This is a genomic window from Pseudomonas sp. P39-UII1, assembly GCF_039672635.1.
Lineage (GTDB): Bacteria > Pseudomonadota > Gammaproteobacteria > Pseudomonadales > Pseudomonadaceae > Aquipseudomonas.
Genome location: NZ_JBDFPP010000003.1, coordinates 222995 through 247076, shown reverse-complemented (window position 1 = coordinate 247076; position 24082 = coordinate 222995). Strand labels below are relative to the sequence as shown.

At 60.0% G+C, this 24082-nt stretch carries 24 protein-coding genes; 20 read left to right on the top strand and 4 right to left on the bottom strand.

Translation table 11 applies throughout. The features are described 5' to 3' along the window. Positions 1-57 precede the first annotated feature (57 nt). From mnmG to glmS, 16 genes are all read left to right on the top strand, one after another. Positions 58-1950, top strand: coding sequence for a tRNA uridine-5-carboxymethylaminomethyl(34) synthesis enzyme MnmG (gene mnmG, locus ABEH27_RS06330; protein WP_346612730.1), 1893 nt, complete (start codon positions 58-60; stop codon positions 1948-1950). Further along, positions 1947-2597 (top strand): 16S rRNA (guanine(527)-N(7))-methyltransferase RsmG, encoded by a 651-nt coding sequence (gene rsmG / locus ABEH27_RS06325; RefSeq protein WP_346612729.1) that lies wholly within the window; start codon positions 1947-1949, stop codon positions 2595-2597. The genes mnmG and rsmG overlap by 4 nt, the downstream gene beginning before the upstream one ends. Before the next feature lie 18 nt (positions 2598-2615). After that, the gene (locus ABEH27_RS06320) at positions 2616-3407 is read left to right on the top strand and encodes a ParA family protein (protein ID WP_016394317.1); all 792 of its coding nucleotides are present in this window, start codon (positions 2616-2618) and stop codon (positions 3405-3407) included. 9 nt (positions 3408-3416) lie between these two features. Further along, entirely contained in the window at positions 3417-4289 is an 873-nt protein-coding gene (locus tag ABEH27_RS06315; RefSeq protein WP_346612728.1) for a ParB/RepB/Spo0J family partition protein, read from the top strand. A gap of 149 nt (positions 4290-4438) precedes the next feature. After that, entirely contained in the window at positions 4439-4846 is a 408-nt protein-coding gene (locus ABEH27_RS06310) for a F0F1 ATP synthase subunit I (protein WP_012316950.1), read from the top strand. Between the two features lie 16 nt (positions 4847-4862). Then, positions 4863-5732: a F0F1 ATP synthase subunit A gene (gene atpB / locus ABEH27_RS06305; RefSeq protein ID WP_016489912.1), complete on the top strand. Its 870-nt coding sequence runs from the start codon at positions 4863-4865 to the stop codon at positions 5730-5732. A 143-nt stretch (positions 5733-5875) separates the two neighbouring features. Next, entirely contained in the window at positions 5876-6133 is a 258-nt protein-coding gene (gene atpE, locus ABEH27_RS06300; RefSeq protein WP_003097235.1) for a F0F1 ATP synthase subunit C, read from the top strand. Positions 6134-6189: 56 nt separating this feature from the next. Next, positions 6190-6660, top strand: a complete 471-nt coding sequence (locus ABEH27_RS06295; protein WP_172225118.1) for a F0F1 ATP synthase subunit B — start codon at positions 6190-6192, stop codon at positions 6658-6660. A 12-nt stretch (positions 6661-6672) separates the two neighbouring features. Continuing rightward, entirely contained in the window at positions 6673-7209 is a 537-nt protein-coding gene (locus ABEH27_RS06290) for a F0F1 ATP synthase subunit delta (RefSeq protein ID WP_003253191.1), read from the top strand. 21 nt (positions 7210-7230) lie between these two features. Further along, positions 7231-8775: a F0F1 ATP synthase subunit alpha gene (atpA, locus tag ABEH27_RS06285; protein WP_021785310.1), complete on the top strand. Its 1545-nt coding sequence runs from the start codon at positions 7231-7233 to the stop codon at positions 8773-8775. Between the two features lie 48 nt (positions 8776-8823). After that, positions 8824-9684 (top strand): F0F1 ATP synthase subunit gamma, encoded by an 861-nt coding sequence (gene atpG / locus ABEH27_RS06280; RefSeq protein WP_016489911.1) that lies wholly within the window; start codon positions 8824-8826, stop codon positions 9682-9684. Between the two features lie 27 nt (positions 9685-9711). Beyond that, positions 9712-11088: a F0F1 ATP synthase subunit beta gene (gene atpD, locus ABEH27_RS06275; protein WP_016489910.1), complete on the top strand. Its 1377-nt coding sequence runs from the start codon at positions 9712-9714 to the stop codon at positions 11086-11088. A gap of 43 nt (positions 11089-11131) precedes the next feature. Next, the gene (locus ABEH27_RS06270; RefSeq protein ID WP_016489909.1) at positions 11132-11551 is read left to right on the top strand and encodes a F0F1 ATP synthase subunit epsilon; all 420 of its coding nucleotides are present in this window, start codon (positions 11132-11134) and stop codon (positions 11549-11551) included. Positions 11552-11675: 124 nt separating this feature from the next. Then, the gene (gene glmU, locus ABEH27_RS06265; protein ID WP_346612727.1) at positions 11676-13043 is read left to right on the top strand and encodes a bifunctional UDP-N-acetylglucosamine diphosphorylase/glucosamine-1-phosphate N-acetyltransferase GlmU; all 1368 of its coding nucleotides are present in this window, start codon (positions 11676-11678) and stop codon (positions 13041-13043) included. A gap of 160 nt (positions 13044-13203) precedes the next feature. Then, positions 13204-13980 carry a DeoR family transcriptional regulator gene (locus tag ABEH27_RS06260; protein ID WP_346612726.1) on the top strand — a complete coding sequence of 259 codons (777 nt, stop codon included), beginning with the start codon at positions 13204-13206 and terminating at the stop codon, positions 13978-13980. Between the two features lie 2 nt (positions 13981-13982). Further along, on the top strand, positions 13983-15818 hold the full coding sequence (glmS, locus tag ABEH27_RS06255) for a glutamine--fructose-6-phosphate transaminase (isomerizing) (RefSeq protein ID WP_346612725.1): 1836 nt from the start codon (positions 13983-13985) through the stop codon (positions 15816-15818). A 69-nt stretch (positions 15819-15887) separates the two neighbouring features. Here the strand turns inward: glmS and lpdA are convergent, their stop codons facing one another. Further along, complete coding sequence (gene lpdA / locus ABEH27_RS06250; RefSeq protein ID WP_346612724.1) at positions 15888-17288, bottom strand: dihydrolipoyl dehydrogenase; 1401 nt, start codon at positions 17286-17288, stop codon at positions 15888-15890. Between the two features lie 199 nt (positions 17289-17487). On the opposite strand from lpdA, the gene cfaB reads away from it, so the two are divergent. Beyond that, on the top strand, positions 17488-18678 hold the full coding sequence (gene cfaB, locus ABEH27_RS06245) for a C17 cyclopropane fatty acid synthase CfaB (RefSeq protein ID WP_346612723.1): 1191 nt from the start codon (positions 17488-17490) through the stop codon (positions 18676-18678). Between the two features lie 36 nt (positions 18679-18714). Here cfaB and cls read toward each other — a convergent pair whose 3' ends face one another. Next, the gene (gene cls, locus ABEH27_RS06240) at positions 18715-20154 is read right to left on the bottom strand and encodes a cardiolipin synthase (RefSeq protein ID WP_346612722.1); all 1440 of its coding nucleotides are present in this window, start codon (positions 20152-20154) and stop codon (positions 18715-18717) included. Between the two features lie 131 nt (positions 20155-20285). Between cls and ABEH27_RS06235 the strand changes: the two genes are divergently transcribed. Further along, complete coding sequence (locus ABEH27_RS06235) at positions 20286-20813, top strand: DUF3617 domain-containing protein (protein WP_346612721.1); 528 nt, start codon at positions 20286-20288, stop codon at positions 20811-20813. A 4-nt stretch (positions 20814-20817) separates the two neighbouring features. Here ABEH27_RS06235 and folE2 read toward each other — a convergent pair whose 3' ends face one another. Then, on the bottom strand, positions 20818-21705 hold the full coding sequence (folE2, locus tag ABEH27_RS06230) for a GTP cyclohydrolase FolE2 (protein WP_346612720.1): 888 nt from the start codon (positions 21703-21705) through the stop codon (positions 20818-20820). 27 nt (positions 21706-21732) lie between these two features. Continuing rightward, positions 21733-22113: a glutamine synthetase gene (locus ABEH27_RS06225; RefSeq protein WP_346612719.1), complete on the bottom strand. Its 381-nt coding sequence runs from the start codon at positions 22111-22113 to the stop codon at positions 21733-21735. Positions 22114-22225: 112 nt separating this feature from the next. On the opposite strand from ABEH27_RS06225, the gene zigA reads away from it, so the two are divergent. Further along, the gene (gene zigA / locus ABEH27_RS06220) at positions 22226-23434 is read left to right on the top strand and encodes a zinc metallochaperone GTPase ZigA (RefSeq protein ID WP_346612718.1); all 1209 of its coding nucleotides are present in this window, start codon (positions 22226-22228) and stop codon (positions 23432-23434) included. Then, on the top strand, positions 23431-24057 hold the full coding sequence (locus ABEH27_RS06215; RefSeq protein WP_346612717.1) for a DUF1826 domain-containing protein: 627 nt from the start codon (positions 23431-23433) through the stop codon (positions 24055-24057). Before zigA ends, ABEH27_RS06215 begins: the two co-directional genes overlap by 4 nt. The last annotated feature ends 25 nt before the right edge of the window (positions 24058-24082 follow it).

The following is a 24082-nucleotide window of genomic DNA, read 5'->3' as shown; positions in this document are numbered from 1 at the left end:
GTCCCTATACTTGTCCGCTTACCTTCTCTATTCGCAAAAACAGGCACGAGGTGCGTGGTGGATTTCCCTTCCCGTTTTGAAGTGATCGTCATCGGCGGCGGCCATGCCGGTACCGAGGCTGCGCTTGCGTCTGCACGCATGGGTGTAAAAACCCTGCTGCTGACCCATAACGTGGAAACCCTCGGTCACATGAGCTGCAACCCCGCCATCGGTGGCATCGGCAAAAGCCATCTGGTCAAAGAGATCGATGCGCTCGGCGGTGCAATGGCACTGGCCACCGACAAGAGCGGCATCCAGTTCCGCGTCCTGAACAACCGCAAGGGGCCGGCCGTGCGCGCCACCCGTGCACAGGCAGACCGCGCCATCTACAAGGCTGTGGTACGCGAGATCCTGGAAAACCAGCCCAACCTGTGGATATTCCAGCAGTCCTGTGACGACCTGATCGTCGAGCAGGACCAGGTCAAAGGCGTGGTCACGCAGATGGGCCTGCGCTTTTTCGCCGACTCCGTCGTACTGACTACCGGCACTTTCCTCGGCGGCCTTATCCACATTGGCCTGCAGAACCATTCTGGTGGCCGTGCCGGCGATCCACCTTCGATTGCCCTGGCTCACCGCATGCGTGAACTGCCGCTGCGCGTCGGCCGCCTGAAAACCGGTACCCCACCGCGTATCGATGGGCGTTCGGTGGACTTTTCGGTCATGACCGAGCAACCGGGCGACACGCCGATCCCGGTCATGTCGTTCATGGGCAACGCGGCGATGCACCCGCGCCAAGTCAGCTGCTGGATTACCCACACCAACGCGCGCACCCACGAAATCATCGCCTCGAACCTCGACCGTTCGCCGATGTATTCCGGTGTAATCGAAGGCGTCGGCCCACGTTACTGCCCGTCGATCGAAGACAAGATCCACCGCTTTGCCGACAAGGAAAGCCACCAGGTGTTCATCGAGCCGGAAGGCCTGACCACCCACGAGCTGTACCCCAACGGGATTTCAACTTCGTTGCCATTCGACGTGCAGCTGCAGCTGGTTCGCTCGATCCGCGGCATGGAAAACGCCCACATCGTCCGCCCGGGCTATGCGATCGAGTACGACTACTTCGACCCGCGTGACCTCAAGTACAGCCTCGAGACCAAAGTCATCGGCGGCCTGTTCTTCGCGGGCCAGATCAACGGTACAACCGGTTACGAAGAAGCCGGCGCCCAGGGCCTGTTGGCCGGGACCAACGCCGCGTTGCGCGCGCAAGGCCGCGAAAGCTGGTGCCCGCGCCGTGACGAGGCGTACATCGGGGTACTGGTCGACGACCTGATCACCCTGGGTACCCAGGAGCCGTACCGCATGTTCACGTCGCGTGCCGAATACCGGCTGATTCTGCGTGAAGACAACGCCGACCTGCGCCTGACCGAGAAAGGCCGCGAGCTTGGCCTGATTGACGACGAGCGCTGGGCGGCGTTCTGCGCCAAGCGCGACGGCATCGAGCGCGAAGAACAACGCTTGAAGTCGACCTGGGTGCGCCCGAACACACCGCAAGGCCAGGCCGTTGTGGATAAGTTCGGTACCCCACTGAGCCACGAATACAGCCTGCTCAACCTGCTGGCCCGTCCGGAAATCGACTACGCCGGGCTGATCGAAGCCACCGGCGGTGAGGTGATCGATCCACAGGTTGCCGAACAGGTCGAGATCAAGACCAAGTACGCCGGTTACATCGACCGCCAGCAGGATGAGATCGCGCGCCTGCGGGCCAGCGAAGACACCCGCCTGCCTGTGGATATCGACTACACCACGATTTCCGGCCTGTCCAAGGAGATTCAGGGCAAGCTCGGCCAGACTCGCCCGGAAACCCTGGGCCAGGCTTCGCGTATCCCAGGCGTCACGCCTGCGGCGATTTCCCTGTTGCTGATTCATCTGAAAAAACGCGGCGCTGGCCGCGAATTGGAGCAAAGCGCTTGAGTTCCCTGGTCACCCCGCAACACGCTGAAGAGTTGTCCACAGGCGCGCGCCAGCTCGGTGTCGAGCTGAGCGCCGAACAACATGAACGTCTGCTCGGCTACCTGGCCTTGTTGATCAAGTGGAACAAAGCGTACAACCTGACCGCGGTGCGCGACCCAGACGAGATGGTTTCGCGCCATCTGCTCGACAGCCTCAGCGTCATGGAATTTATCCACAACGCGCGCGACAGCTGGCTGGATGTCGGCAGCGGTGGTGGCATGCCGGGTATTCCCTTGGCTATCCTGCACCCGCACAAACGCGTGACCGTGCTGGATGCCAATGGCAAGAAAACCCGTTTCCTCACCCAGGTGAAAATGGAGTTGAAGCTCGACAACCTCACGGTTATCCACAGCCGGGTCGAGGCCTTCCAGCCACCACAGCCGTTCAGCGGCATCATCTCCCGCGCCTTCAGCAGCATGGAGAACTTCACCAACTGGACCCGCCACTTGGGCGACACCGGGACGCAATGGCTTGCAATGAAGGGGCTGCATCCTGCCGATGAACTGGTAGCATTGCCCGCAGACTTCACAGTGGAAAGCGAGCAGGCCCTGACCGTTCCAGGTTGCCAGGGCCAGCGCCATCTGCTGATACTGCGCCGCAAGGCATGACTGGGAACACACGCAACAATGGCTAAGGTATTCGCAATCGCGAACCAGAAAGGTGGTGTGGGTAAAACCACCACCTGTATCAATCTCGCTGCATCGCTGGCCGCGACCAAACGTCGTGTGCTGCTGATCGACCTCGATCCGCAGGGCAACGCCACCATGGGCAGCGGCGTGGACAAACATGAACTCGAGCACTCGGTCTACGACCTGCTGATCGGGGAATGCGACCTTGCCCAGGCCATGCACTACTCCGAGCACGGCGGCTTCCAGTTGTTGCCGGCCAACCGCGACCTGACTGCCGCGGAAGTGGTGCTGCTGGAAATGCAGGTCAAGGAGAGCCGCCTGCGCAATGCCCTGGCGCCGATCCGCGAGAACTACGACTACATCCTCATCGACTGCCCACCGTCGCTGTCGATGCTGACGCTCAACGCGCTGGTCGCTTCGGATGGGGTGATTATCCCGATGCAGTGCGAGTACTACGCACTGGAAGGTCTCAGCGACCTTGTGGATAACATCAAGCGCATTGCCGCTCGTCTGAATCCTCAGCTGAAGATCGAAGGCTTGTTGCGGACCATGTACGACCCGCGCCTGAGCCTGAACAACGATGTTTCGGCGCAGCTCAAGGAACACTTCGGCGAGCAGCTGTACGACACCGTCATTCCGCGCAACATCCGCCTGGCCGAGGCACCGAGCTTCGGCATGCCGGCGCTGGCGTACGACAAGCAATCGCGTGGCGCATTGGCCTACCTGGCCCTGGCCGGGGAACTGGTTCGCCGTCAACGCCGTCAATCACGCACTGCACAGACAACTTAAGGAATCCGCATGGCCGTTAAGAAACGGGGTCTCGGACGTGGGTTGGATGCACTGCTCAGTGGTCCGTCCGTCAGCGCGCTCGAAGAGCAGGCTGTGAAGATCGACCAGAAAGAACTGCAACACCTGCCGGTCGAGCTGATCCAGCGTGGCAAGTACCAGCCGCGCCGGGACATGGATCCGCAAGCGCTGGAAGAGCTGGCGCACTCGATCCGCACCCATGGCGTGATGCAGCCGATCGTGGTGCGCCCGGTCGATGGCAACCGCTTCGAGATCATTGCCGGTGAGCGCCGCTGGCGCGCCACGCAGCAGGCCGGGCTGGACACCATCCCGGCAATGGTCCGTGAAGTGCCGGACGAAGCCGCTATCGCCATGGCCCTGATCGAGAACATCCAGCGCGAGGACCTTAACCCGCTGGAAGAGGCCCTGGCACTGCAGCGCCTGCAGCAGGAGTTCGAGTTGACCCAGCAGCAGGTGGCCGATGCCGTCGGCAAGTCGCGGGTTACCGTGGCCAACTTGCTGCGCCTGATCTCGCTGCCTGAAGCGATCAAGACCATGCTCGCCCACGGCGATCTGGAGATGGGCCACGCCCGTGCTTTGCTCGGCCTGGAAGAAGATCGGCAGGAAGAGGGGGCGCGTCATGTTGTCGCACGCGGCCTCACCGTGCGCCAAACCGAGGCACTGGTGCGCCAGTGGCTCAGCGGCAAACCTGATCCGGTAGAACCGAGCAAACCTGATCCGGATATCGAGCGCCTTGAACAGCGGCTCGCAGAGCGCCTGGGCTCCCCCGTGCAGATACGTCATGGGAACAAGGGAAAAGGCCAGTTGGTTATTCGATATAATTCGCTTGACGAGTTGCAGGGCGTCCTTGCTCACATCCGCTGAAACAATTCCCGTTGTAGCGCGCAGTCGGAAATCACTACCGAAGAGTTGAATAGGGGTTAATCCACCCCTATACTCTGCGCGCATTTTGTCGGCACAAATTATGCCAAGTCGATACTGACTTGTTGGTCGACTTCCGAGGAGCAGTTGTGATGGAAATCCGCACGCCAAACCGCCTGCCTTTCCATCGCTGGGCGGTTTTTCCGGTACTGTTGGCTCAATTTGTCGTACTGCTGCTGGCAACGTTGGTGTTGTGGCAGTGGAAAGGGGCGGTCAGTGGATATTCAGGTCTCTGCGGAGGTTTGATTGCCTGGCTACCCAACATGTATTTCGCCTGGAAGGCTTTTCGCTTTAGCGGAGCCCGGGCGGCACAAGCCATCGTCAAGTCGTTTTACGCAGGCGAGGCTGGCAAGATGATTTTGACGGCAGTGCTGTTCGCACTGACCTTCGCAGGAGTGAAGCCACTGGCGCCGTTAGCAGTATTCGGCGTCTTCGTGTTGACCCTTTTGGTCAGCTGGTTTGCGCCCCTGCTGATGAATAAAAGACTTTCGAGACCTTAGGGCGTTTGAGGCAACCATGGCAGCAGAAACCGCTTCGGGCTATATCCAGCACCACTTGCAGAACCTGACCTACGGTCAACTACCAGACGGCAGCTGGGGCTTCGCCCATTCGGCTGCAGAAGCCAAGGCAATGGGCTTCTGGGCGTTCCACCTGGACACCCTGGGTTGGTCCGTCGCGCTGGGTCTGATCTTCCTGTTCATCTTCCGCATGGCGGCGAAGAAGGCGACCTCCGGCCAACCTGGCGGTCTGCAGAACTTCGTCGAGGTGATGGTCGATTTCGTCAACGGCAGCGTGAAGGACTCCTTCCACGGCCGTAGCCCGGTGATCGCACCGCTGGCGCTGACCATCTTCGTCTGGGTATTCCTGATGAACGCCGTCGACCTGGTCCCGGTCGACTGGATTCCTCAGCTGGCCATCCTGATCTCCGGTGACCCGCACATTCCGTTCCGCGCCGTGTCGACCACCGACCCGAACGCGACGCTGGCCATGGCCTTCAGCGTATTCGCCCTGATCATCTTCTACAGCATCAAGGTGAAGGGCCTGGGCGGCTTCATCGGTGAGCTGACCCTGCACCCGTTCGGCAGCAAGAACATCTTCGTGCAGATCCTGCTGATCCCGGTGAACTTCCTGCTGGAATTCGTCACCCTGATCGCCAAGCCGATCTCGCTGGCACTGCGTCTGTTCGGCAACATGTACGCCGGCGAGCTGGTGTTCATCCTGATCGCCGTGATGTTCGGCTCCGGCCTGCTGTGGCTCAGCGGCCTGGGTGTGGTGCTGCAGTGGGCGTGGGCTGTGTTCCACATCCTGATCATCACCCTGCAAGCTTTCATCTTCATGATGCTTACCATCGTCTACCTGTCGATGGCTCACGAAGATAACCATTAAGACCGCCTGGCGTGTCTGATAGCCTTCCCCGCTCGTTTGGGGGGAGGGCTTAAAAAGTCCGCAAGGGCAGCTGTTCCAAACGATTTGTTTTACCGCTTCAAACTAAAAACCTAACCAATACGACGTAAAAGTCGGGAGGAAAGATGGAAACTGTAGTTGGTCTGACCGCTATCGCTGTTGCTCTGCTGATCGGCCTGGGTGCTCTGGGTACCGCCATTGGTTTCGGCCTGCTGGGCGGCAAATTCCTGGAAGGTGCTGCTCGTCAGCCTGAGATGGTTCCGATGCTGCAGGTCAAAATGTTCATCGTTGCCGGTCTGCTCGACGCCGTAACCATGATCGGTGTTGGTATCGCTCTGTTCTTCACCTTCGCGAATCCGTTCGTTGGTCAGATCGCCGGCTAATCACTCGTATTCACGAGTTGATGGCTGTATGAATTAAGACCGAGCGAGGTGTTGGCGTGAACATTAATGCAACCCTGATTGGCCAATCCGTTGCTTTTCTGATTTTTGTACTCTTCTGCATGAAGTACGTATGGCCTCCGGTCATTACTGCTCTGCAAGAGCGCCAAAAGAAGATTGCCGACGGCTTGGACGCTGCCAACCGCGCAGCTCGCGACCTGGAGCTGGCCCAAGAAAAAGCGGGTCAGCAACTGCGTGAAGCTAAAGCACAGGCAGCCGAAATCATTGAGCAAAGCAAGAAACGCGCTGCTCAGCTTGTCGAGGAAGCCCGTGAACAGGCCCGCGTCGAAGCTGACCGTGTGAAGGCTCAGGCTCTGGCCGAGATCGAACAGGAACTGAACGGTGCTAAAGACGCCCTGCGTGCCCAAGTGGGTGCTCTGGCTGTCGGCGGTGCTGAAAAGATCCTTGGCGCCACAATCGATCAAAACGCGCATGCGGAGCTGGTTAACAAACTGGCCGCTGAAATTTAAGCGAGGGCGATCATGGCAGAACTGACCACGTTGGCCCGACCTTACGCTAAGGCTGCCTTTGAGCATGCCCAGGCCCATCAGCAACTGGCCAATTGGTCAGCCATGCTCGGCCTGGCTGCTGCGGTGTCGCAAGACGACACCATGCAGCGCCTGCTCAAGGCCCCGCGACTGACGAGCGCAGAAAAGGCCGCCACGTTCATTGACGTGTGCGGTGACAAGTTCAATGCACAGGCACAGAATTTCATTCATGTTGCCGCGGAAAACGACCGTCTCCTGCTTCTGCCGGAGATTGCCGCTCTGTTCGACCTGTACAAGGCCGAGCAAGAGAAATCCGTGGACGTGGAAGTCACCAGTGCCTTCGCGTTGAACCAAGAACAGCAAGACAAACTCGCCAAGGTTCTCAGTGCACGGTTAGGCCAGGAAGTGCGCCTGCACGCGTCGGAGGATGCCAGCCTGATTGGCGGCGTCGTCATCCGCGCTGGTGACCTGGTAATCGATGGCTCTGTTCGCGGCAAGATCGCGAAACTGGCCGAAGCATTGAAATCTTGAGTTTGAAGGGGCAGCAGAGCAATGCAGCAACTCAATCCTTCCGAAATTAGTGAAATCATCAAGGGCCGCATCGACAACCTCGATGTGAGCTCTCAAGCCCGTAACGAAGGTACCGTCGTTTCGGTTTCCGACGGTATCGTGCGGATCCACGGTCTGGCCGACGTCATGTACGGCGAAATGATCGAGTTCCCGGGCGGCGTCTACGGCATGGCCCTGAACCTGGAGCAAGACTCCGTAGGTGCAGTGATCCTGGGTGCCTATGACACCCTCGCCGAAGGCATGAGCGCCAAGTGCACTGGCCGCATCCTGGAAGTTCCGGTTGGTAAGGAACTGCTGGGTCGCGTCGTCGACGCACTGGGTAACCCAATCGACGGCAAAGGCCCGCTGGGCAACACCGAGACCGATGCGGTCGAGAAAGTTGCTCCAGGCGTGATCTGGCGTAAGTCGGTAGACCAGCCTGTACAGACTGGCTACAAATCCGTCGACGCCATGATCCCTGTCGGCCGTGGCCAGCGTGAGCTGATCATCGGTGACCGTCAGATCGGCAAGACCGCCATGGCCATCGACGCCATCATCAACCAGAAAGACTCCGGTATTTTCTGTGTTTATGTAGCTGTCGGCCAGAAGCGTTCCACCGTTGCCAACATCGTTCGCAAGCTGGAAGAAAACGGCGCCCTGGCCAACACCATCGTGGTGGTTGCCAGTGCTTCGGAATCCGCCGCACTGCAATTCCTGGCGCCATACGCCGGTTGCACCATGGGCGAGTTCTTCCGCGACCGCGGTGAAGACGCACTGATCGTTTACGATGACCTGTCCAAGCAGGCCGTTGCCTACCGTCAGATCTCCCTTCTGCTGCGCCGTCCACCAGGACGTGAAGCGTACCCAGGCGACGTGTTCTATCTCCACTCCCGTCTGCTGGAGCGTGCATCGCGCGTTTCGGAAGAGTACGTCGAGAAGTTCACCAACGGTGCTGTAACTGGCAAAACCGGTTCCCTGACCGCGCTGCCGATCATCGAAACCCAGGCTGGCGACGTTTCCGCGTTCGTTCCGACCAACGTGATCTCGATCACCGACGGTCAGATCTTCCTGGAATCGGCCATGTTCAACTCGGGCATCCGCCCTGCAGTGAACGCCGGTGTTTCGGTATCCCGCGTAGGTGGTGCCGCTCAGACCAAGATCATCAAGAAGCTGTCCGGTGGTATTCGTACCGCTCTGGCTCAGTACCGTGAGCTGGCTGCATTCGCCCAGTTCGCTTCCGATCTGGACGAAGCGACCCGCAAGCAGCTGGAGCATGGTCAGCGCGTTACCGAGCTGATGAAGCAGAAGCAGTACGCGCCGATGTCCATCGCGGACATGGCTCTGTCGCTGTACGCCGCTGAGCGTGGCTTCCTGACTGACGTAGAAGTCTCCAAGATCGGCAGCTTCGAGCAAGCACTGATCGCCTTCTTCAACCGTGATCACGCTGAACTGATGGCGAAGATCAACGTGAAGGGTGACTTCAACGACGAAATCGACGCAGGCCTGAAAGCCGGCATCGAGAAGTTCAAGGCCACCCAGACCTGGTAAGCCGCAGCGGGGGCTCAGGCCCCCGCTTGCTAACCTGATAGGTGATACATGGCAGGCGCAAAAGAGATTCGCAGTAAGATTGCGAGCATCAAAAGCACGCAAAAAATTACCAGCGCCATGGAGAAAGTGGCGGTCAGCAAGATGCGCAAGGCACAAATGCGCATGGCTGCTAGCCGTCCTTACGCGGAGCGTATCCGCCAGGTGATCGGTCATCTGGCCAACGCCAACCCGGAATACCGCCACCCCTTCATGATCGAGCGCCCTGTAAAGCGCACCGGTTATATCGTGGTGAGCAGTGACCGTGGTCTGTGCGGTGGCTTGAACACCAACCTGTTCAAGGCCCTGGTCAAGGACATGAACGCAAACCGCGAACAGGGCGTGGAAATCGACCTGTGCGTGATCGGCAGCAAGGGTGCGACTTTCTTCCGCATCTTTGGCGGCAACGTCGTAGCAGCGATCAGCCACTTGGGCGAAGAGCCATCGATCAACGATCTGATCGGCTCCGTCAAAGTGATGCTGGACGCCTACCTGGACGGCCGTATCGATCGCCTCTCCGTGGTTTCGAACAAGTTCATCAATACCATGACCCAGAAGCCGACGGTCGAGCAATTGGTACCGTTGGTGGCAACCCCGGATCAGGATCTCAAGCATCACTGGGATTACCTGTACGAACCCGACGCAAAAGAGCTGCTGGACGGCTTGATGGTGCGTTACGTGGAGTCGCAGGTATACCAGGCGGTGGTCGAGAACAACGCTGCTGAACAAGCGGCCCGGATGATCGCCATGAAGAACGCCACAGACAACGCCGGTGATTTGATCAAAGAGCTTCAGCTGATCTACAACAAGGCGCGTCAGGCTGCGATCACCCAGGAGATCTCGGAAATCGTCGGCGGCGCTGCCGCGGTTTAACGGTTCAAATATTCAGAGGATCCAGCTATGAGTAGCGGACGTATCGTTCAAATCATCGGCGCCGTCATCGACGTGGAATTCCCACGTGACGTCGTGCCGAGTGTATACAACGCGCTGAAAGTACAAGGCGCGGAAACCACCCTCGAAGTTCAGCAGCAGCTGGGCGACGGCGTGGTTCGTACCATTGCGATGGGCTCGACCGAAGGCCTGAAGCGCGGTCTGGATGTCGTCGACACCGGTGCTGCCATTTCCGTTCCAGTTGGTAAGGCCACCCTCGGCCGTATCATGGACGTACTGGGCAACCCGATCGACGAAGCCGGCCCGATCGGTGAAGAAGAGCGTCGCGGTATCCACCAGCCAGCGCCTTCGTTCGCTGACCAGGCAGGCGGCAACGACCTGCTGGAAACCGGCATCAAGGTTATCGACCTGGTTTGCCCGTTCGCCAAGGGTGGTAAGGTTGGTCTGTTCGGTGGTGCCGGTGTCGGCAAGACCGTTAACATGATGGAACTGATCCGTAACATCGCCATGGAACACAGCGGTTACTCCGTGTTCGCTGGTGTGGGTGAGCGTACTCGTGAGGGTAACGACTTCTACCACGAGATGAAGGACTCCAACGTTCTCGACAAGGTAGCGCTGGTCTACGGTCAGATGAACGAGCCACCAGGAAACCGTCTGCGTGTAGCGCTGACCGGCCTGACCATGGCTGAGAAGTTCCGTGACGAAGGTAACGACGTTCTGCTGTTCGTCGACAACATCTATCGTTACACCCTGGCCGGTACCGAAGTATCCGCACTGCTGGGCCGTATGCCTTCGGCAGTAGGTTACCAGCCGACCCTGGCTGAAGAGATGGGCGTTCTGCAAGAGCGCATCACCTCCACCAAGGAAGGTTCGATCACCTCCGTACAGGCCGTATACGTACCTGCGGACGACTTGACCGACCCGTCGCCAGCGACCACCTTCGCCCACTTGGACGCCACCGTCGTTCTGTCCCGTGACATCGCCTCCCTGGGTATCTACCCAGCGGTCGATCCACTGGACTCGACTTCGCGCCAGCTGGACCCGAACGTGATCGGCAACGAGCACTACGACACCGCTCGTGGCGTTCAGTATGTTCTGCAGCGCTACAAAGAGCTGAAGGACATCATCGCGATCCTGGGTATGGACGAACTGTCCGAGACCGACAAGCAACTGGTAGCCCGCGCTCGTAAGATCCAGCGCTTCCTGTCGCAGCCGTTCTTCGTGGCCGAAGTCTTCACCGGTTCGCCAGGCAAGTACGTTTCCCTGAAAGACACCATCGCTGGCTTCAGCGGCATCCTCAAAGGTGACTACGACCACCTGCCAGAACAAGCGTTCTACATGGTCGGCAGCATCGACGAAGCGATCGAGAAAGCCAAGAAACTGTAATTCCTGCGCCCCGCAAGGGGCGCTATCAGGTTGAGGCAAGCAGATGGCTATGACAGTCCATTGCGATATCGTCAGCGCGGAAGGAGAGATTTTCTCCGGCCTGGTCGAGATGGTAGTTGCGCACGGTAACCTGGGTGATCTTGGTATCGCTCCGGGCCACGCGCCGCTGATCACCAATCTCAAGCCTGGTCCGATCACGCTGACCAAGCAGGGTGGCGCTCAAGAGGTGTTCTACATCTCTGGTGGTTTCCTCGAGGTTCAGCCGAACATGGTCAAGGTGCTTGCCGATACCGTGCAACGTGCTGCAGACCTGGATGAAGCGCAGGCTCAGGAAGCCCTCAAGGCTGCCGAGAACGCCCTGAATCTGAAAGGCGCGGACTTCGACTACGGCGCCGCCGCCGCACGTCTGGCCGAGGCCGCAGCCCAGCTGCGTACCGTCCAGCAAATGCGCAAAGGCAAGTAATCGGCTAACGGCTGATCACTTCTGTTGCGATTGAGTAAAAGGGTAGCCTCGGCTACCCTTTTTCTTTTTCCGAATTTCCCCCCCCCGGTCATTTCACTGACCGCCCAGGATTGGTAGCCAGTCAATGTCACTCGATATCGTTATTCTCGCCGCCGGCCAAGGTACCCGCATGCGCTCGGCGCTGCCCAAGGTGCTGCACCCGGTCGCTGGCAATTCCATGCTCGGCCATGTTATCCACAGCGCCCGCCAACTGCAGCCGCAGGGTATTCACGTGGTGATTGGCCACGGTGCTGAACAGGTCCGTGAGCGCCTGGCGGCCGACGACCTGAATTTCGTGCTGCAGGACAAGCAACTGGGTACTGGTCACGCTGTTGCGCAGGCACTGCCGGCCATTACAGCCGACACGGTGCTGGTGCTGTACGGGGACGTGCCGCTGATTGAAGTGGAAACCCTGCAACGCCTGCTGACCAAAGTCAGCGAACAGCAACTGGGCCTGCTCACCGTTACCCTGCAAGACCCGACTGGCTACGGGCGCATCGTGCGTGACGCCGACGGCAAGGTTACCGCGATCGTCGAGCACAAGGACGCCAGCGAAGCGCAGAAGGCGATCAAAGAAGGCAACACCGGTATTCTGGCCTTGCCCGCCGCACGCCTGGCCGACTGGATGGGCCGGTTGTCGAACAACAACGCCCAGGGCGAGTACTACCTCACCGACGTTATCGCCATGGCGGTGGCCGATGGCCTGGTGGTTGCCACTGAGCAGCCGCACGACCCGATGGAAGTGCAGGGCGCCAATGATCGTCGCCAGTTGTCCGAACTGGAGCGCCACTACCAGCTGCGCGAAGGCCGCCGCCTGATGGCCCAGGGTGTCACCCTGCGTGATCCGGCGCGTTTCGACGTACGCGGCGAAGTGACCGTTGGTCGTGATGTGCTGATCGACATCAACGTGATCCTCGAAGGCAAGGTGGTGATCGAGGACGACGTGCAGATCGGCCCCAACTGCGTGGTCAAGAACAGCACCTTGCGCAAGGGCGTGGTGGTCAAGGCCAACAGCCATATCGAAGGCGCCGTGATGGGCGAGGGCAGCGATGCCGGCCCGTTCGCTCGCCTGCGCCCCGGCAGCGTGCTCGACGCCAAGGCCCATGTGGGTAACTTTGTAGAACTCAAAAATGCCCACCTGGGCGAAGGCGCCAAAGCGGGCCACCTGAGCTACCTGGGCGATGCCGAAATCGGCGCGCGCACCAACATCGGTGCTGGCACCATCACCTGCAACTACGATGGGGCCAACAAGTTCAAGACGGTCATGGGCGAGGACGTGTTCATCGGCTCGAACAACTCGCTGGTGGCGCCTGTGGATATCAAGGCCGGTGCTACCACTGCTGCGGGTTCTACCATCACTCAGGCGGTTGAACCTGGGCAGCTGGCTGTGGCGCGGGCGCGTCAGCGCAACATCGATGGCTGGAAGCGGCCGGAGAAGATCAAGAAGAGCTGATTACCCACAGCTGTTTCGATCGAAAGCCGACTTATGTGGATAAGTCGGCTTTTTTTGTGGGCGTGGTGCGGCTCCTGCACGGGGCCAGCGGCGCTTGACGAATCGCGCATATTAGGTTTTGATTGCAATCATTATCTTTCGAATCGAAACTTAACCACTCATGTCGAAACGAAATACCCCCCAGCGCCGACACAACATCCTGGCCATGCTCAGCGAGCAGGGCGAGGTCAGTGTCGATGCGCTGGCCAAGCGCTTCGAGACGTCGGAAGTGACCATTCGTAAGGACCTTGCCGCCCTTGAGGCCAACGGGCTGTTATTGCGTCGCTACGGCGGCGCGGTGCCGGTTCCGCAAGAAATGCTTGGCGAAACCGCACTGCCGGTCTCCGCCTACAAGAAGGCCATCGCCCGCGCCGCCGTGGGCCGTATTCGCGAGCACGCGCGGATCATCATCGACAGCGGAAGCACCACTGCCGCCATGATTCCCGAACTCGGCCGCCAGCCCGGCCTGGTTGTGATGACCAATTCGTTAAACGTGGCCCGTGCCATCAGCGAGCTCGAGCACGAGCCGGTGCTGTTGATGACGGGCGGTACGTGGGACCCGCACTCCGAGTCGTTCCAGGGCCAGGTCGCCGAGCAGGTACTGCGCTCGTACGATTTCGATCAGCTGTTCATCGGCGCTGACGGCATAGACCTGAACCGCGGCACTACTACCTTCAATGAACTGCTGGGCCTGAGCCGAGTCATGGCCGAGGTGGCCCGCGAAGTGATCGTGATGGTCGAGTCTGACAAGGTCGGGCGCAAGATCCCCAACCTCGAGCTGCCCTGGGGCAGTGTCAGCACCCTTATTACAGACGAGCGCCTGCCCGCAGCAGCGCGCGAACACATTCAAGCCCGCGGCATCAACCTGATCTGCGCCGCGATCAGCCAGGAGCAATAAACATGTGTGGAATCGTTGGTGCCGTAGCTGAACGAAACATCACCGCCATCCTCATCGAAGGCCTCAAGCGCCTCGAGTACCGCGGGTACGACAGTGCTGGCCTGGCCGTATATACCCAAGAGGGTGAACTGCAGCGCCGCCGCCGCATCGGCAAGGTCGCCGAACTGGACGCTGCCAATGCAGCCGAGCCGTTGATCGGCCAGCTGGGCATTGCTCACACCCGCTGGGCTACCCACGGCGCGCCCACCGAAGGCAATGCTCACCCGCATTTCTCGGGTGAAGATGTGGCGGTAGTGCACAACGGCATTATCGAAAACCACGAAGAGCTGCGTGAAGAACTCAAAGGCCTGGGTTATGTGTTCGCCTCCCAGACCGACACCGAGGTCATCGTCCACCTGATCCACCACACCCTCAAGACCATTCCGGACCTGGCTGACGCGCTCAAGGCCGCAGTCAAGCGCCTGCACGGTGCCTATGGCTTGGCGCTGATCAGCGTGAAGCAGCCTGACCGCCTGGTGGCCGCTCGCAGTGGCAGCCCGCTGGTGATCGGCCTGGGCCTGGGCGAGAACTTCCTGGCATCCGACCAGTTGGCACTGCGCCAGGTTACCGACCGCTTCATGTACCTGGAGGAGGGAGATATCGCCGAGATCCGCCGTGACCAGGTGAAGATCTGGGATCAGGCAGGCAACCCAGTCCAGCGCGAAACCGTGCAGTATCACGAAGGTGCCGAAGCGGCTGACAAGGGCGAATATCGCCACTTCATGCTCAAGGAAATCCATGAACAGCCGTCCGTGGTGCAGCGCACCCTGGAAGGCCGCCTGGGCAAGGACCATGTACTGGTGCAGGCCTTTGGCCCGCAGGCTGCCGAGCTGTTCGGCAAAGTGCGCAACGTGCAGATCGTAGCTTGCGGTACCAGCTACCACGCCGGCATGGTTGCCCGTTACTGGCTGGAAAGCCTGGCAGGCATCCCTTGCCAGGTCGAAGTGGCCAGCGAGTTCCGTTATCGCAAGGTGGTGGTGCAGCCTGACACCCTGTTCGTATCGATCTCCCAATCCGGCGAGACTGCCGACACCCTGGCCGCCCTGCGCAATGCCAAGGAACTGGGCTTCCTGGGTAGCCTGGCGATCTGCAACGTGGGTATCAGCTCGCTGGTGCGCGAATCCGACCTGACCCTGCTGACCCTGGCCGGGCCGGAAATCGGCGTGGCCTCGACCAAGGCGTTCACCACACAGTTGGTATCCCTGATGCTGCTGACCCTGGCGCTGGGCCAGGTGCGCGGCACGCTCGAGACCGGTGTGGAAGCCGAACTGGTCGAAGAGCTGCGTCGCCTGCCGGCGCGTCTGGGTGAGGCGCTGGCCATGGACCGCACCGTCGAGAAGGTTGCCGAGCTGTTCGCCGACAAGCACCACACCCTGTTCCTGGGCCGTGGCGCGCAGTACCCAGTAGCGATGGAAGGTGCGCTCAAGCTCAAGGAGATTTCCTACATCCACGCGGAAGCCTACCCAGCGGGTGAGCTCAAACATGGCCCGCTGGCGCTTGTGGATAACGACATGCCGGTGGTAACCGTAGCGCCGAACAACGAACTGCTGGAAAAGCTCAAGTCGAACCTGCAGGAAGTTCGCGCCCGTGGCGGTGAGCTGGTGGTGTTTGCCGACGAGCACGCCGGCATGAGCAACGGCGAAGGCACCCACGTGATCAAGGTGCCGCACATCGCAGACGCGCTGGCGCCGATCCTGTACACCATCCCGCTGCAGCTGCTGTCTTACTACGTGGCGGTGCTCAAGGGCACTGATGTGGATCAGCCACGTAACCTGGCGAAGTCGGTGACTGTGGAATAATCCACGGTAATTGATGGCTGTAGAACAAAACCCCCGAAAGGGGGTTTTGTTGTTTCAGGCGCTTGAAACTCAGATCTGCATCGCCATCCCGTCCACGTTCATCGCCGCCTGGCGCAAGGCCTCGGAACGCGTCGGATGTGGGTGGCAAGTGAGGGCGATGTCCTCGGCCGAGGCCGAGAATTCCATGGCTACGCAGAACTCACCGATCATCTCGCTGACGCTTGGGCCTACCAGGTGCACGCCCAGGACTTCATCGGTATTGGCATCGGCGATGACCTTGGCGAAGCCTTCGGTCTCGTGGTTGATCTTGGCCCGGCTGTTGGCGGTGAAGGGGAACTTGCCAACCTTGTAGGCGCGGCCTTCGGCCTTGAGCTGCTCTTCGGTCTTGCCAACGCTGGCCAGTTCGGGGCGTGTGTAGATCACACCCGGGATCAGGTTGTAATTGACCTCATAGGGTTTACCGGCGATGCGTTCGATGCAGGCGACCGCTTCGTCTTCGGCCTTGTGCGCCAGCATCGGGCCGGACGTCACGTCGCCGATCACCCAGACACCCGGCACCGAGGTGCGATGGTGCTCGTTGGTGAGCATGCCGCGTTTGTCGGTTTCCAGGCCGACGCTCTCCAGGTTGAGGCCTTTGGTGTAGGGGCGACGGCCGATGGCGACCAGCACGTAATCGGCCTGCAGGGTTTCTGCCGCACCGCCGGCAGCCGGTTCGAGGGTCAGGCTGACACTGTCCGCCGACGCTGTGGCCTGGGTCACCTTGCTGCCGAGCTTGAAGGCCATGCCTTGCTTGGCCAGGGCCTTTTGCAGGGTCTTGGCGGTTTCCTCGTCGGTGCCCGGGCAGATGCGGTCGAGGTATTCGATGACGGTGACCTGGCTACCCAGGCGACGCCATACCGACCCCAGCTCCAGGCCGATGACGCCCGCGCCGATTACCACCAGGTGCTTGGGCACCTGAGGCAGGGCCAAGGCACCGGTGGAGTCGATGATGCGCTGGTTGTCGATGGTCACGCCCGGCAGGGGAGTGGGCTCGGACCCGGTAGCGATGACGATGTCCTTGGCCTGCAGCTCGGTTTCGCTGCCATCCTCGGCCTTGACGATGACCTTGCCTACGCCGTCCAGGCGGCCCCAGCCCTTGATCCATTCCACCTTGTTCTTGCGGAACAGGTACTCGATGCCTTTGGTAAGGCCGCTCACGCTCTCGTCCTTCTGTTTCATCATCTGGGCGAGGTTCAGGGTTGGCTTCACTTCGATACCGAGGTGGGCGAACTCGTCGCCGCTGGCCGCCTCATAAAGCTCGGATGCATGCAGCAACGCCTTGGATGGCATGCAGCCAACGTTCAGGCAGGTGCCGCCGAGGGTAGAGCGGCCTTCCACACAGGCGACGCTCAGGCCCAATTGGCCGGCGCGAATGGCCGCGTTGTAGCCGCCAGGGCCGCCACCGATGATCACTACGTCATAGGATTTCACGAGTTTTTACTCCAGATGAAGAAGCGCAGAGGGGCACAAGGTTAAGCCGCGCGCGCTAAATTGTATACAATCTCGCGTATTCATAAGATCAGATGGTTCTAGACCTTGGTCGCGGTTAGCGGAAACTTTGCACGGATGAACTACCCTCTTTCGGTGGTGTTCGAAATTTCATGCATCGAGCCCAGAAGGAGGGTCGTTCATGCTTGCGCAACTTCCGCCGGCACTGCAGAGCCTGCATTTGCCACTTCGCCTCAAACTGTGGGACGGCAATCAGTTCGATCTGGGGCCCAGCCCTCAGGTGACCATTCTGGTCAAGGAGCCGCAGCTGATCAGCCAGCTGACCCACCCCAGCCTGGATGAACTGGGCGCTGCTTTCGTGGAAGGCAAGCTGGAGCTGGAAGGCGATATCGGTGAAGCCATTCGCGTATGTGACGAGCTGAGTGTGGCCCTGCTGGCTGGCGAGGATGAGGACGAGGCGCCGCCACCGCGGCTGGCCCACGACAAGCGTACCGACGCCAAGTCCATTTCCTACCACTACGACGTCTCCAACGCGTTCTATCAACTCTGGCTCGACCAGGACATGGCGTATTCCTGCGCATATTTCCGTGAGCCGGACCATACCCTGGATCAGGCCCAGCAAGACAAGTTCGACCACCTCTGCCGCAAGTTGCGCCTGCAGGCGGGCGACTACCTGCTCGATGTGGGTTGTGGTTGGGGCGGGTTGTCGCGCTTTGCCGCGCGGGAATACGGTGCCAGGGTGTTTGGCATTACCTTGAGCAAGGAGCAACTCAAGCTTGGTCGGCAGCGGGTCAAGGATGAAGGTCTGGCCAAACAGGTTGACCTGCAAATCCTCGACTATCGCGACCTGCCCCAGGATGGCCGGTTCGACAAAGTGGTGAGTGTCGGCATGTTCGAGCATGTCGGGCATGCCAACCTGGCGCTGTATTGCCAGAAGCTGTTTGGCGCCGTGCGTGAAGGTGGCCTGGTGATGAACCACGGCATCACCGCCAAGCATGTCGACGGCCGCCCGGTGGGGAGAGGGGCCGGTGAATTCATCGATCGCTATGTGTTCCCCAATGGCGAACTGCCGCACTTGTCGATGATCAGTGCGAACATCTGCGAGGCAGGCCTGGAGGTCGTCGACGTCGAGAGCCTGCGCCTGCATTACGCCAAGACGTTGCACCACTGGAGTGAAAACCTGGAGAACCAGTTGCACAAGGCGGCGGCGCTGGTGCCTGAGAAAACCCTGCGCATCTGGCGTTTGTACCTGGCGGGCTGTGCCTATGCATTCCAGAAGGGCTGGATCAACCTGCACCAGATTCTGGCCGTGAAACCTTACGCAGACGGCCACCACGATCTGCCCTGGACCCGGGAAGACATTTACCGTTGAAACCAGACCGGGGCCGCAATAGCGGCCCCGGTCATGTCAGAGGATGGGCGAAATCAGCCGCGCGATCCGCATCCCCAGTTGCTGGATACGGTGGGTATCCCGGCTGTCCTCTGCAGTAATTTCCCTGGCCTGTTCGAAGTCATCGATCAACATCGCCTCGACCTCATCGGCAAACTGCCGGTCGACTGTCAGCAGCGTAATTTCGAAGTTGAGCCGGAACGATCGGTTGTCCAGGTTGGCACTGCCGATGGCGCTGACCTCGTCATCCACCAGCACCACCTTCTGATGCAGAAAGCCCGGCTGATAGCGGAACATGCGCACGCCTGCCCGCACCGCTTCAAACGCGAACAGGCTGGAGGCCGCATAGACGATCCGGTGGTCCGGGCGTGACGGGATAAGGATGCGCACATCCACGCCACGCAACACAGCCAGACGCAAGGCAGCGAACACGGCCTCGTCGGGAATGAAGTACGGGCTGGTAATCCATACGCGCCGGGTAGCGGAATGGATGGCTTCGATGAAGAACAGCGAGCAGGTTTCCTGAGGGTCTGCCGGGCCACTGGCCAAGGCCTGGCAAAGGACACCATTGTCCGGGTAGGTGTCGGGCAGGATCAGCGGTGGAAGCTGGCGCGTTGCCCAGTACCAGTCTTCGGCGAACGACTCTTGCAGGCAGGCCAGTACCGGCCCGCCTATCTGCACGTGGGTGTCACGCCAGGGCGAAAGGCGAGGGTGTTCACCCAGGTATTCATCACCGACGTTATGCCCCCCAATGAACCCGGCCACACCATCGACGACCACAATCTTACGGTGGTTACGGAAGTTGACCTGGAAGCGATTGAACCATCCGCGCCGGGTAGCGAAGGCGTGGATCTGCACACCGCCGTTGCGCAGCACCTGGCTGTAACTGGCGGGCAGGGCGTGGCTTCCGACCCGGTCATAGAGTACGAACACCTGCACACCTTCTGCAGCTTTGCGCAGCAACAGTTGCTGCAGTGCCTTGCCGAGGGTGTCGTCGTGGATGATGAAAAACTGCACCAAGACCACTTCCCGGGCCTGGCCGATGGCAGCGAAGATGGCATCGAACGTCGCCTTGCCGTCGATCAGTAGCTTCACCTGATTGTTGGCCAGGCAAGGCATCCGTCCAAGTTTTGGCATGGCCCTTAACGCCGCATAACTCTCGGACTCGCGGGCAGTGAGCGCTTCCTCCACCCACGGCCGCCAGTTGAGATTGGCCATGGCCACGTGCATCTCCTGGTTGGCCTGACGCCGTGCCTGGATGTAAGCGTAAAAAGAGCGTGCGCCGAAAACCAGGTAAGGGATAAGGGTGAAGTAAGGGATGAAGATCAGCGACATCGCCCAGGCAATCGCGCCTTGGGCAGTACGCACGGTGAACACCGCATGCAGTGCAGCGATGATGCCTAGCAAGTGAATGACGCCGAGCACGTAGCCGAAGAAGTAAGGGCTGTGGTAATCCATACGCATCCTGCTTGCCGAATACACAGCGGATAACAGAACACGTTCCAGGCCCGCCTTGCAACCTGAAAGCGGATTTGGCGTCTAAGCCTGAGCCCGGCCACAGAGCCGGTTATTTCGAGGAGCGTTCGTCCATGAAGATTCGTCTGCCACTGTTGGCTCTGGCTGTAGGGCTGAGCAGCCCGCTGGTGCATGCGCAGATGCTGCAACCTGGCTTGTGGGAGCTGACCACCAGCAACATGCAGGTCGATGGCAAGCCGCTGCCGGATATGCAGTTCATGCTCGGTCAGCTGAAGAACCTGCCGCCAGAACAACGGGCAATGATGGAAGGGGTGCTGGCCAAACAGGGCGTTACTGTCGGCGGTAACGGCGTCCGCTCATGCCTCACCCCGGAGCAGGTGCAGACCAACGACATCCCTCTGCAAGACCCGAAGTCGGGTTGCACTCAGAAGATTACCGACCGCACGGGTAATGTCTGGAAGTTTCAATTCAGCTGCCCGAAGGCTCAGGGTAGCGGGCAGGCAACTTTCCTCAGCGACAAGGAATTCACTACCCAGGTTAACGGCACCTTCAATGCTTCGGGCGTCCAGCAGCAGGGCAGCATGAACACCCGTGCCGTTTGGTTGGGTAGCGACTGCGGGACAGTCAAACCGCGCACCTGATCGTTCACCACTGCCATTGATTGCAGGCAACCGCGTCGTGGGCATGCAGGCTTTCTGCATGTTCCACACGCAGCTTGAACGCCGTGCACCAATCCAGCTGTCGCAGCGACATGTGAAGTCGCCGCGCGGCATCTTCACAGAACATCAAGTTCTGGCCGTTGGCCAAGGCGAACGCCTGTTCATCGGCTCGCTTCACAGCTGTCTGTACAGCGGTACCCAGGCTGGTTTCTATTGAGTCGATCAGTTGGGTGACAGGCAAGCTCTCCAGACTGTCGCGCAAACGCGTGTGGACCTCTGCAAAGCTTCGTTGGCTATGAGGTGTGGCAACGATGCCTTTGCTGCTGCCTAGCCACTCCAGAAGCACATCGCGGTCCACATACTGCTCGTCAAAATCTGCTTGGAATTGTTGTTGGATCAATTGCCTTGCGAGTGCTGCCGAGCAGGGGCAGGTGGATGAATAGGGCACGCGGACAAATAGTTCCACGTGGAACATTTCGTTCTCGACCCGTGCCTCGACGGTTACCGGATAAGATTTCCAGCCTGCCAATGGGCTGATCAACGCGCCCCGTTTCAGCAAGTGCTCAAAGGTCAGACGCAGATACGCCGCATCAGCCAGGCCTTGGTGACTGACCAGAAAATCTGCCAGCAAGCGACAGATTGCCAATGCGCTCAGAGGCTGGTGCTCCAACCGTTGCAATGAGAGGTACAACCGCGACATGTGGATGCCGCGTGACGAGCCATCTACCAGGCTCACGCCGGCATCCGCGTGGGCCGCCACTGTGCGCCCATCAAATTGTATTGGCAGGGCTATCCCGCACATGCCGACCCAATCGAGTGGTGTTGCGTGCGGCTGTGTCTGTGCTGCGATATCAGGGAGCGTCAGGCTAGTCATGAGCAATACCAGGCATAAAAATGTGTGTCAGCGGCATCCGCCGACCAGGCTGCAATGCAGATTGAAACGTTGGCCAGTTGAACTTGAAACGCGGTTCAGCGTGGTCCAGCCCACCCGCCGGCTGTAGCCAACCCAGGCCTCGCCGTCACTGGCCAGGCCGGTAAAGAATGTCAGCGTGCCGTAGCGGCTATTGGTTTGCGCCCACAGCCGGCGAGTCGCACTATCGAAGCCGCGCAGGTAGAAATGGCTGCCCTCAGTGCGCACGCTGTAATAGCTGCCGTCAGCAACCCTGCAGGCCAGCAGGGTTGCACTGCGCGTGCATAGCGCCAGCCCATTGCTGTGTGGCATGGCCAGCAGCGGCGAAGATGCGGCGAGCAGCAGCAACGCGGCAGCACGTGACAGGCTCATTTCCATCTCCCGAGAAATCTTCCGACGAGTACGGCTTGGCGAAATTGTATTGTTACTTTATAACATTATGCAATGCATCGTTTCGAATGCGTCCGCCTGAAGAGGTTTCGCCATGTCCAATCGCCTTCCTGTCACCGTGTTGTCCGGCTTTCTCGGCGCCGGCAAAAGCACCTTGCTCAACCATGTACTGCGTAATCGTGACAACCTGCGGGTCGCCGTTATCGTCAACGACATGAGTGAAATCAACATCGATGCCAGCGAGGTCCAGCGCAATGTCAGCCTCAACCGTGCTGAGGAGAAACTGGTCGAGATGAGCAACGGCTGCATCTGTTGCACCCTGCGCGAAGACCTGCTGGAAGAAGTCGCACGCCTTGCCGAGGAAGGCCGCTTCGATTACCTGCTGATCGAGTCCACCGGCATCTCCGAGCCGTTGCCGGTAGCCGAGACGTTTACCTTCCGCGACGAGCAGGGGCGCAGCCTGTCTGACATGGCGCGCCTGGACACCATGGTGACGGTGGTCGATGGCCTGAACTTCATGCGCGATTATCAGGCAGCCGACAGCCTGGCGAGCCGCGGTGAGACGTTGGGTGATGACGATGAGCGCTCCATCAGTGATCTGCTGATCGAACAGGTCGAGTTCGCCGATGTGCTGTTGCTGAGCAAGATCGACCTGATCAGCCAGCACGAGCGCGAGGAACTGCTGGCGATTTTGCGCAGCCTCAATGCCCGGGCGCAGATCGTGCCGATGGTCATGGGTGAGGTACCGCTGGCGCGGATTCTAGATACCGGCCTGTTCGATTTCGAGCTGGCCGCACAGGCGCCAGGCTGGCTGCAGGAATTGCGCGGGGAGCATGTGCCAGAGACCGAAGAGTACGGCATTGCTGCCACCACCTGGGAAGCCCGCAGGCCGTTTCACCCGCAACGCTTCTTCGACTTTATCCACAGGGACTGGAGCAACGGGCGGCTGCTGCGTTCGAAAGGCTTCTTCTGGCTGGCCAGCAAATACCAGGAGGCCGGCAGTTGGTCGCAAGCAGGCGGCATGATGCGTCATGGGTTGGCTGGGCGCTGGTGGCGATTCGTACCAAGGGAGCACTGGCCCCAGGATGAGCAGAGCACGGCCCAGATCCTCAAACACTGGGTAGCAGAGAGCGGCGACTGCCGTCAGGAACTGGTCTTCATCGGGCAGAACATCGATCTTGCTAAGTTATCCACAGAGCTTGACGCCTGCTTGTTGAGTGATGAGGAGATGGAGGCAGGCCCGATGAGCTGGTTGCGGCTGCAAGATCCGTTCGGGCCCTGGCATGCCGAGGAGGCCTCATGAAACCTGCCTTGCGGCCTGTGGATATCCGCCAGAGCCTGGGGCACTCAGCCCAGGTACTGACCGACATTTTTCAGGATGGCGTCAATTTGGCTGTCTGGCAGCGTCGCCTGCCAGCGCAGCTTGAAGACTTCGCCACGCTGGCCGTCAGCCTCGGCCAACCGCTGGCGGACCAGCGAGTAATCGAGGTCAGTGAGCATGAGCCTGTGCTACTTCCCGATTTGCTGAGGGAGACAGCTGACCTGCATGGCTACGAAAGCTTCGTGGCAGACGTCCGCTGGCTGGTTTCGGCCTACACCTGCCTGCTGGGTGCCCGGCGCGTGGGGCTCCGACTGCGGGTGCTGCAAGGTGCAATGTGCCCGCGATTCCATGTGGATAACGTGCCGGTGCGGCTGTTGACCACTTACGTGGGCCCCGGAAGCGAATGGCTGGATGAAGGGGCGATCGAACGTGCCGGCCTACACCTCGCTGCAGCGCCTGTGGATAACATTAGAAGCCTGCAAACTGGGGATGTTGCCGTGCTCAAGGGTGAGAAATGGCAGGGGAATGAAGGTGCAGGGCTGGTTCATCGCTCGCCGGCTAGCCAGGACAGGCGCCTGCTGCTCAGCCTTGACTGGCTGGCATGAAGGGGCATAGTTGGGGGAAATCCGC

Excerpts from the sequence above, each read along its gene's own strand:
- cls (WP_346612722.1), bottom strand. The coding sequence starts at position 20,154 with ATGGATTACCACAGCCCTTACTTCTTCGGCTACGTGCTCGGCGTCATT.
- cfaB (WP_346612723.1), top strand. The coding sequence starts at position 17,488 with ATGCTTGCGCAACTTCCGCCGGCACTGCAGAGCCTGCATTTGCCACTT.
- ABEH27_RS06270 (WP_016489909.1), top strand. The coding sequence starts at position 11,132 with ATGGCTATGACAGTCCATTGCGATATCGTCAGCGCGGAAGGAGAGATT.
- ABEH27_RS06320 (WP_016394317.1), top strand. The coding sequence starts at position 2,616 with ATGGCTAAGGTATTCGCAATCGCGAACCAGAAAGGTGGTGTGGGTAAA.
- ABEH27_RS06235 (WP_346612721.1), top strand. The coding sequence starts at position 20,286 with ATGAAGATTCGTCTGCCACTGTTGGCTCTGGCTGTAGGGCTGAGCAGC.
- ABEH27_RS06290 (WP_003253191.1), top strand. The coding sequence starts at position 6,673 with ATGGCAGAACTGACCACGTTGGCCCGACCTTACGCTAAGGCTGCCTTT.
- atpE (WP_003097235.1), top strand. The coding sequence starts at position 5,876 with ATGGAAACTGTAGTTGGTCTGACCGCTATCGCTGTTGCTCTGCTGATC.
- folE2 (WP_346612720.1), bottom strand. The coding sequence starts at position 21,705 with ATGACTAGCCTGACGCTCCCTGATATCGCAGCACAGACACAGCCGCAC.
- atpD (WP_016489910.1), top strand. The coding sequence starts at position 9,712 with ATGAGTAGCGGACGTATCGTTCAAATCATCGGCGCCGTCATCGACGTG.
- glmU (WP_346612727.1), top strand. The coding sequence starts at position 11,676 with ATGTCACTCGATATCGTTATTCTCGCCGCCGGCCAAGGTACCCGCATG.
- ABEH27_RS06315 (WP_346612728.1), top strand. The coding sequence starts at position 3,417 with ATGGCCGTTAAGAAACGGGGTCTCGGACGTGGGTTGGATGCACTGCTC.
- ABEH27_RS06215 (WP_346612717.1), top strand. The coding sequence starts at position 23,431 with ATGAAACCTGCCTTGCGGCCTGTGGATATCCGCCAGAGCCTGGGGCAC.
- glmS (WP_346612725.1), top strand. The coding sequence starts at position 13,983 with ATGTGTGGAATCGTTGGTGCCGTAGCTGAACGAAACATCACCGCCATC.
- ABEH27_RS06260 (WP_346612726.1), top strand. The coding sequence starts at position 13,204 with ATGTCGAAACGAAATACCCCCCAGCGCCGACACAACATCCTGGCCATG.
- atpB (WP_016489912.1), top strand. The coding sequence starts at position 4,863 with ATGGCAGCAGAAACCGCTTCGGGCTATATCCAGCACCACTTGCAGAAC.
- ABEH27_RS06225 (WP_346612719.1), bottom strand. The coding sequence starts at position 22,113 with ATGAGCCTGTCACGTGCTGCCGCGTTGCTGCTGCTCGCCGCATCTTCG.
- zigA (WP_346612718.1), top strand. The coding sequence starts at position 22,226 with ATGTCCAATCGCCTTCCTGTCACCGTGTTGTCCGGCTTTCTCGGCGCC.
- atpA (WP_021785310.1), top strand. The coding sequence starts at position 7,231 with ATGCAGCAACTCAATCCTTCCGAAATTAGTGAAATCATCAAGGGCCGC.
- atpG (WP_016489911.1), top strand. The coding sequence starts at position 8,824 with ATGGCAGGCGCAAAAGAGATTCGCAGTAAGATTGCGAGCATCAAAAGC.
- ABEH27_RS06310 (WP_012316950.1), top strand. The coding sequence starts at position 4,439 with ATGGAAATCCGCACGCCAAACCGCCTGCCTTTCCATCGCTGGGCGGTT.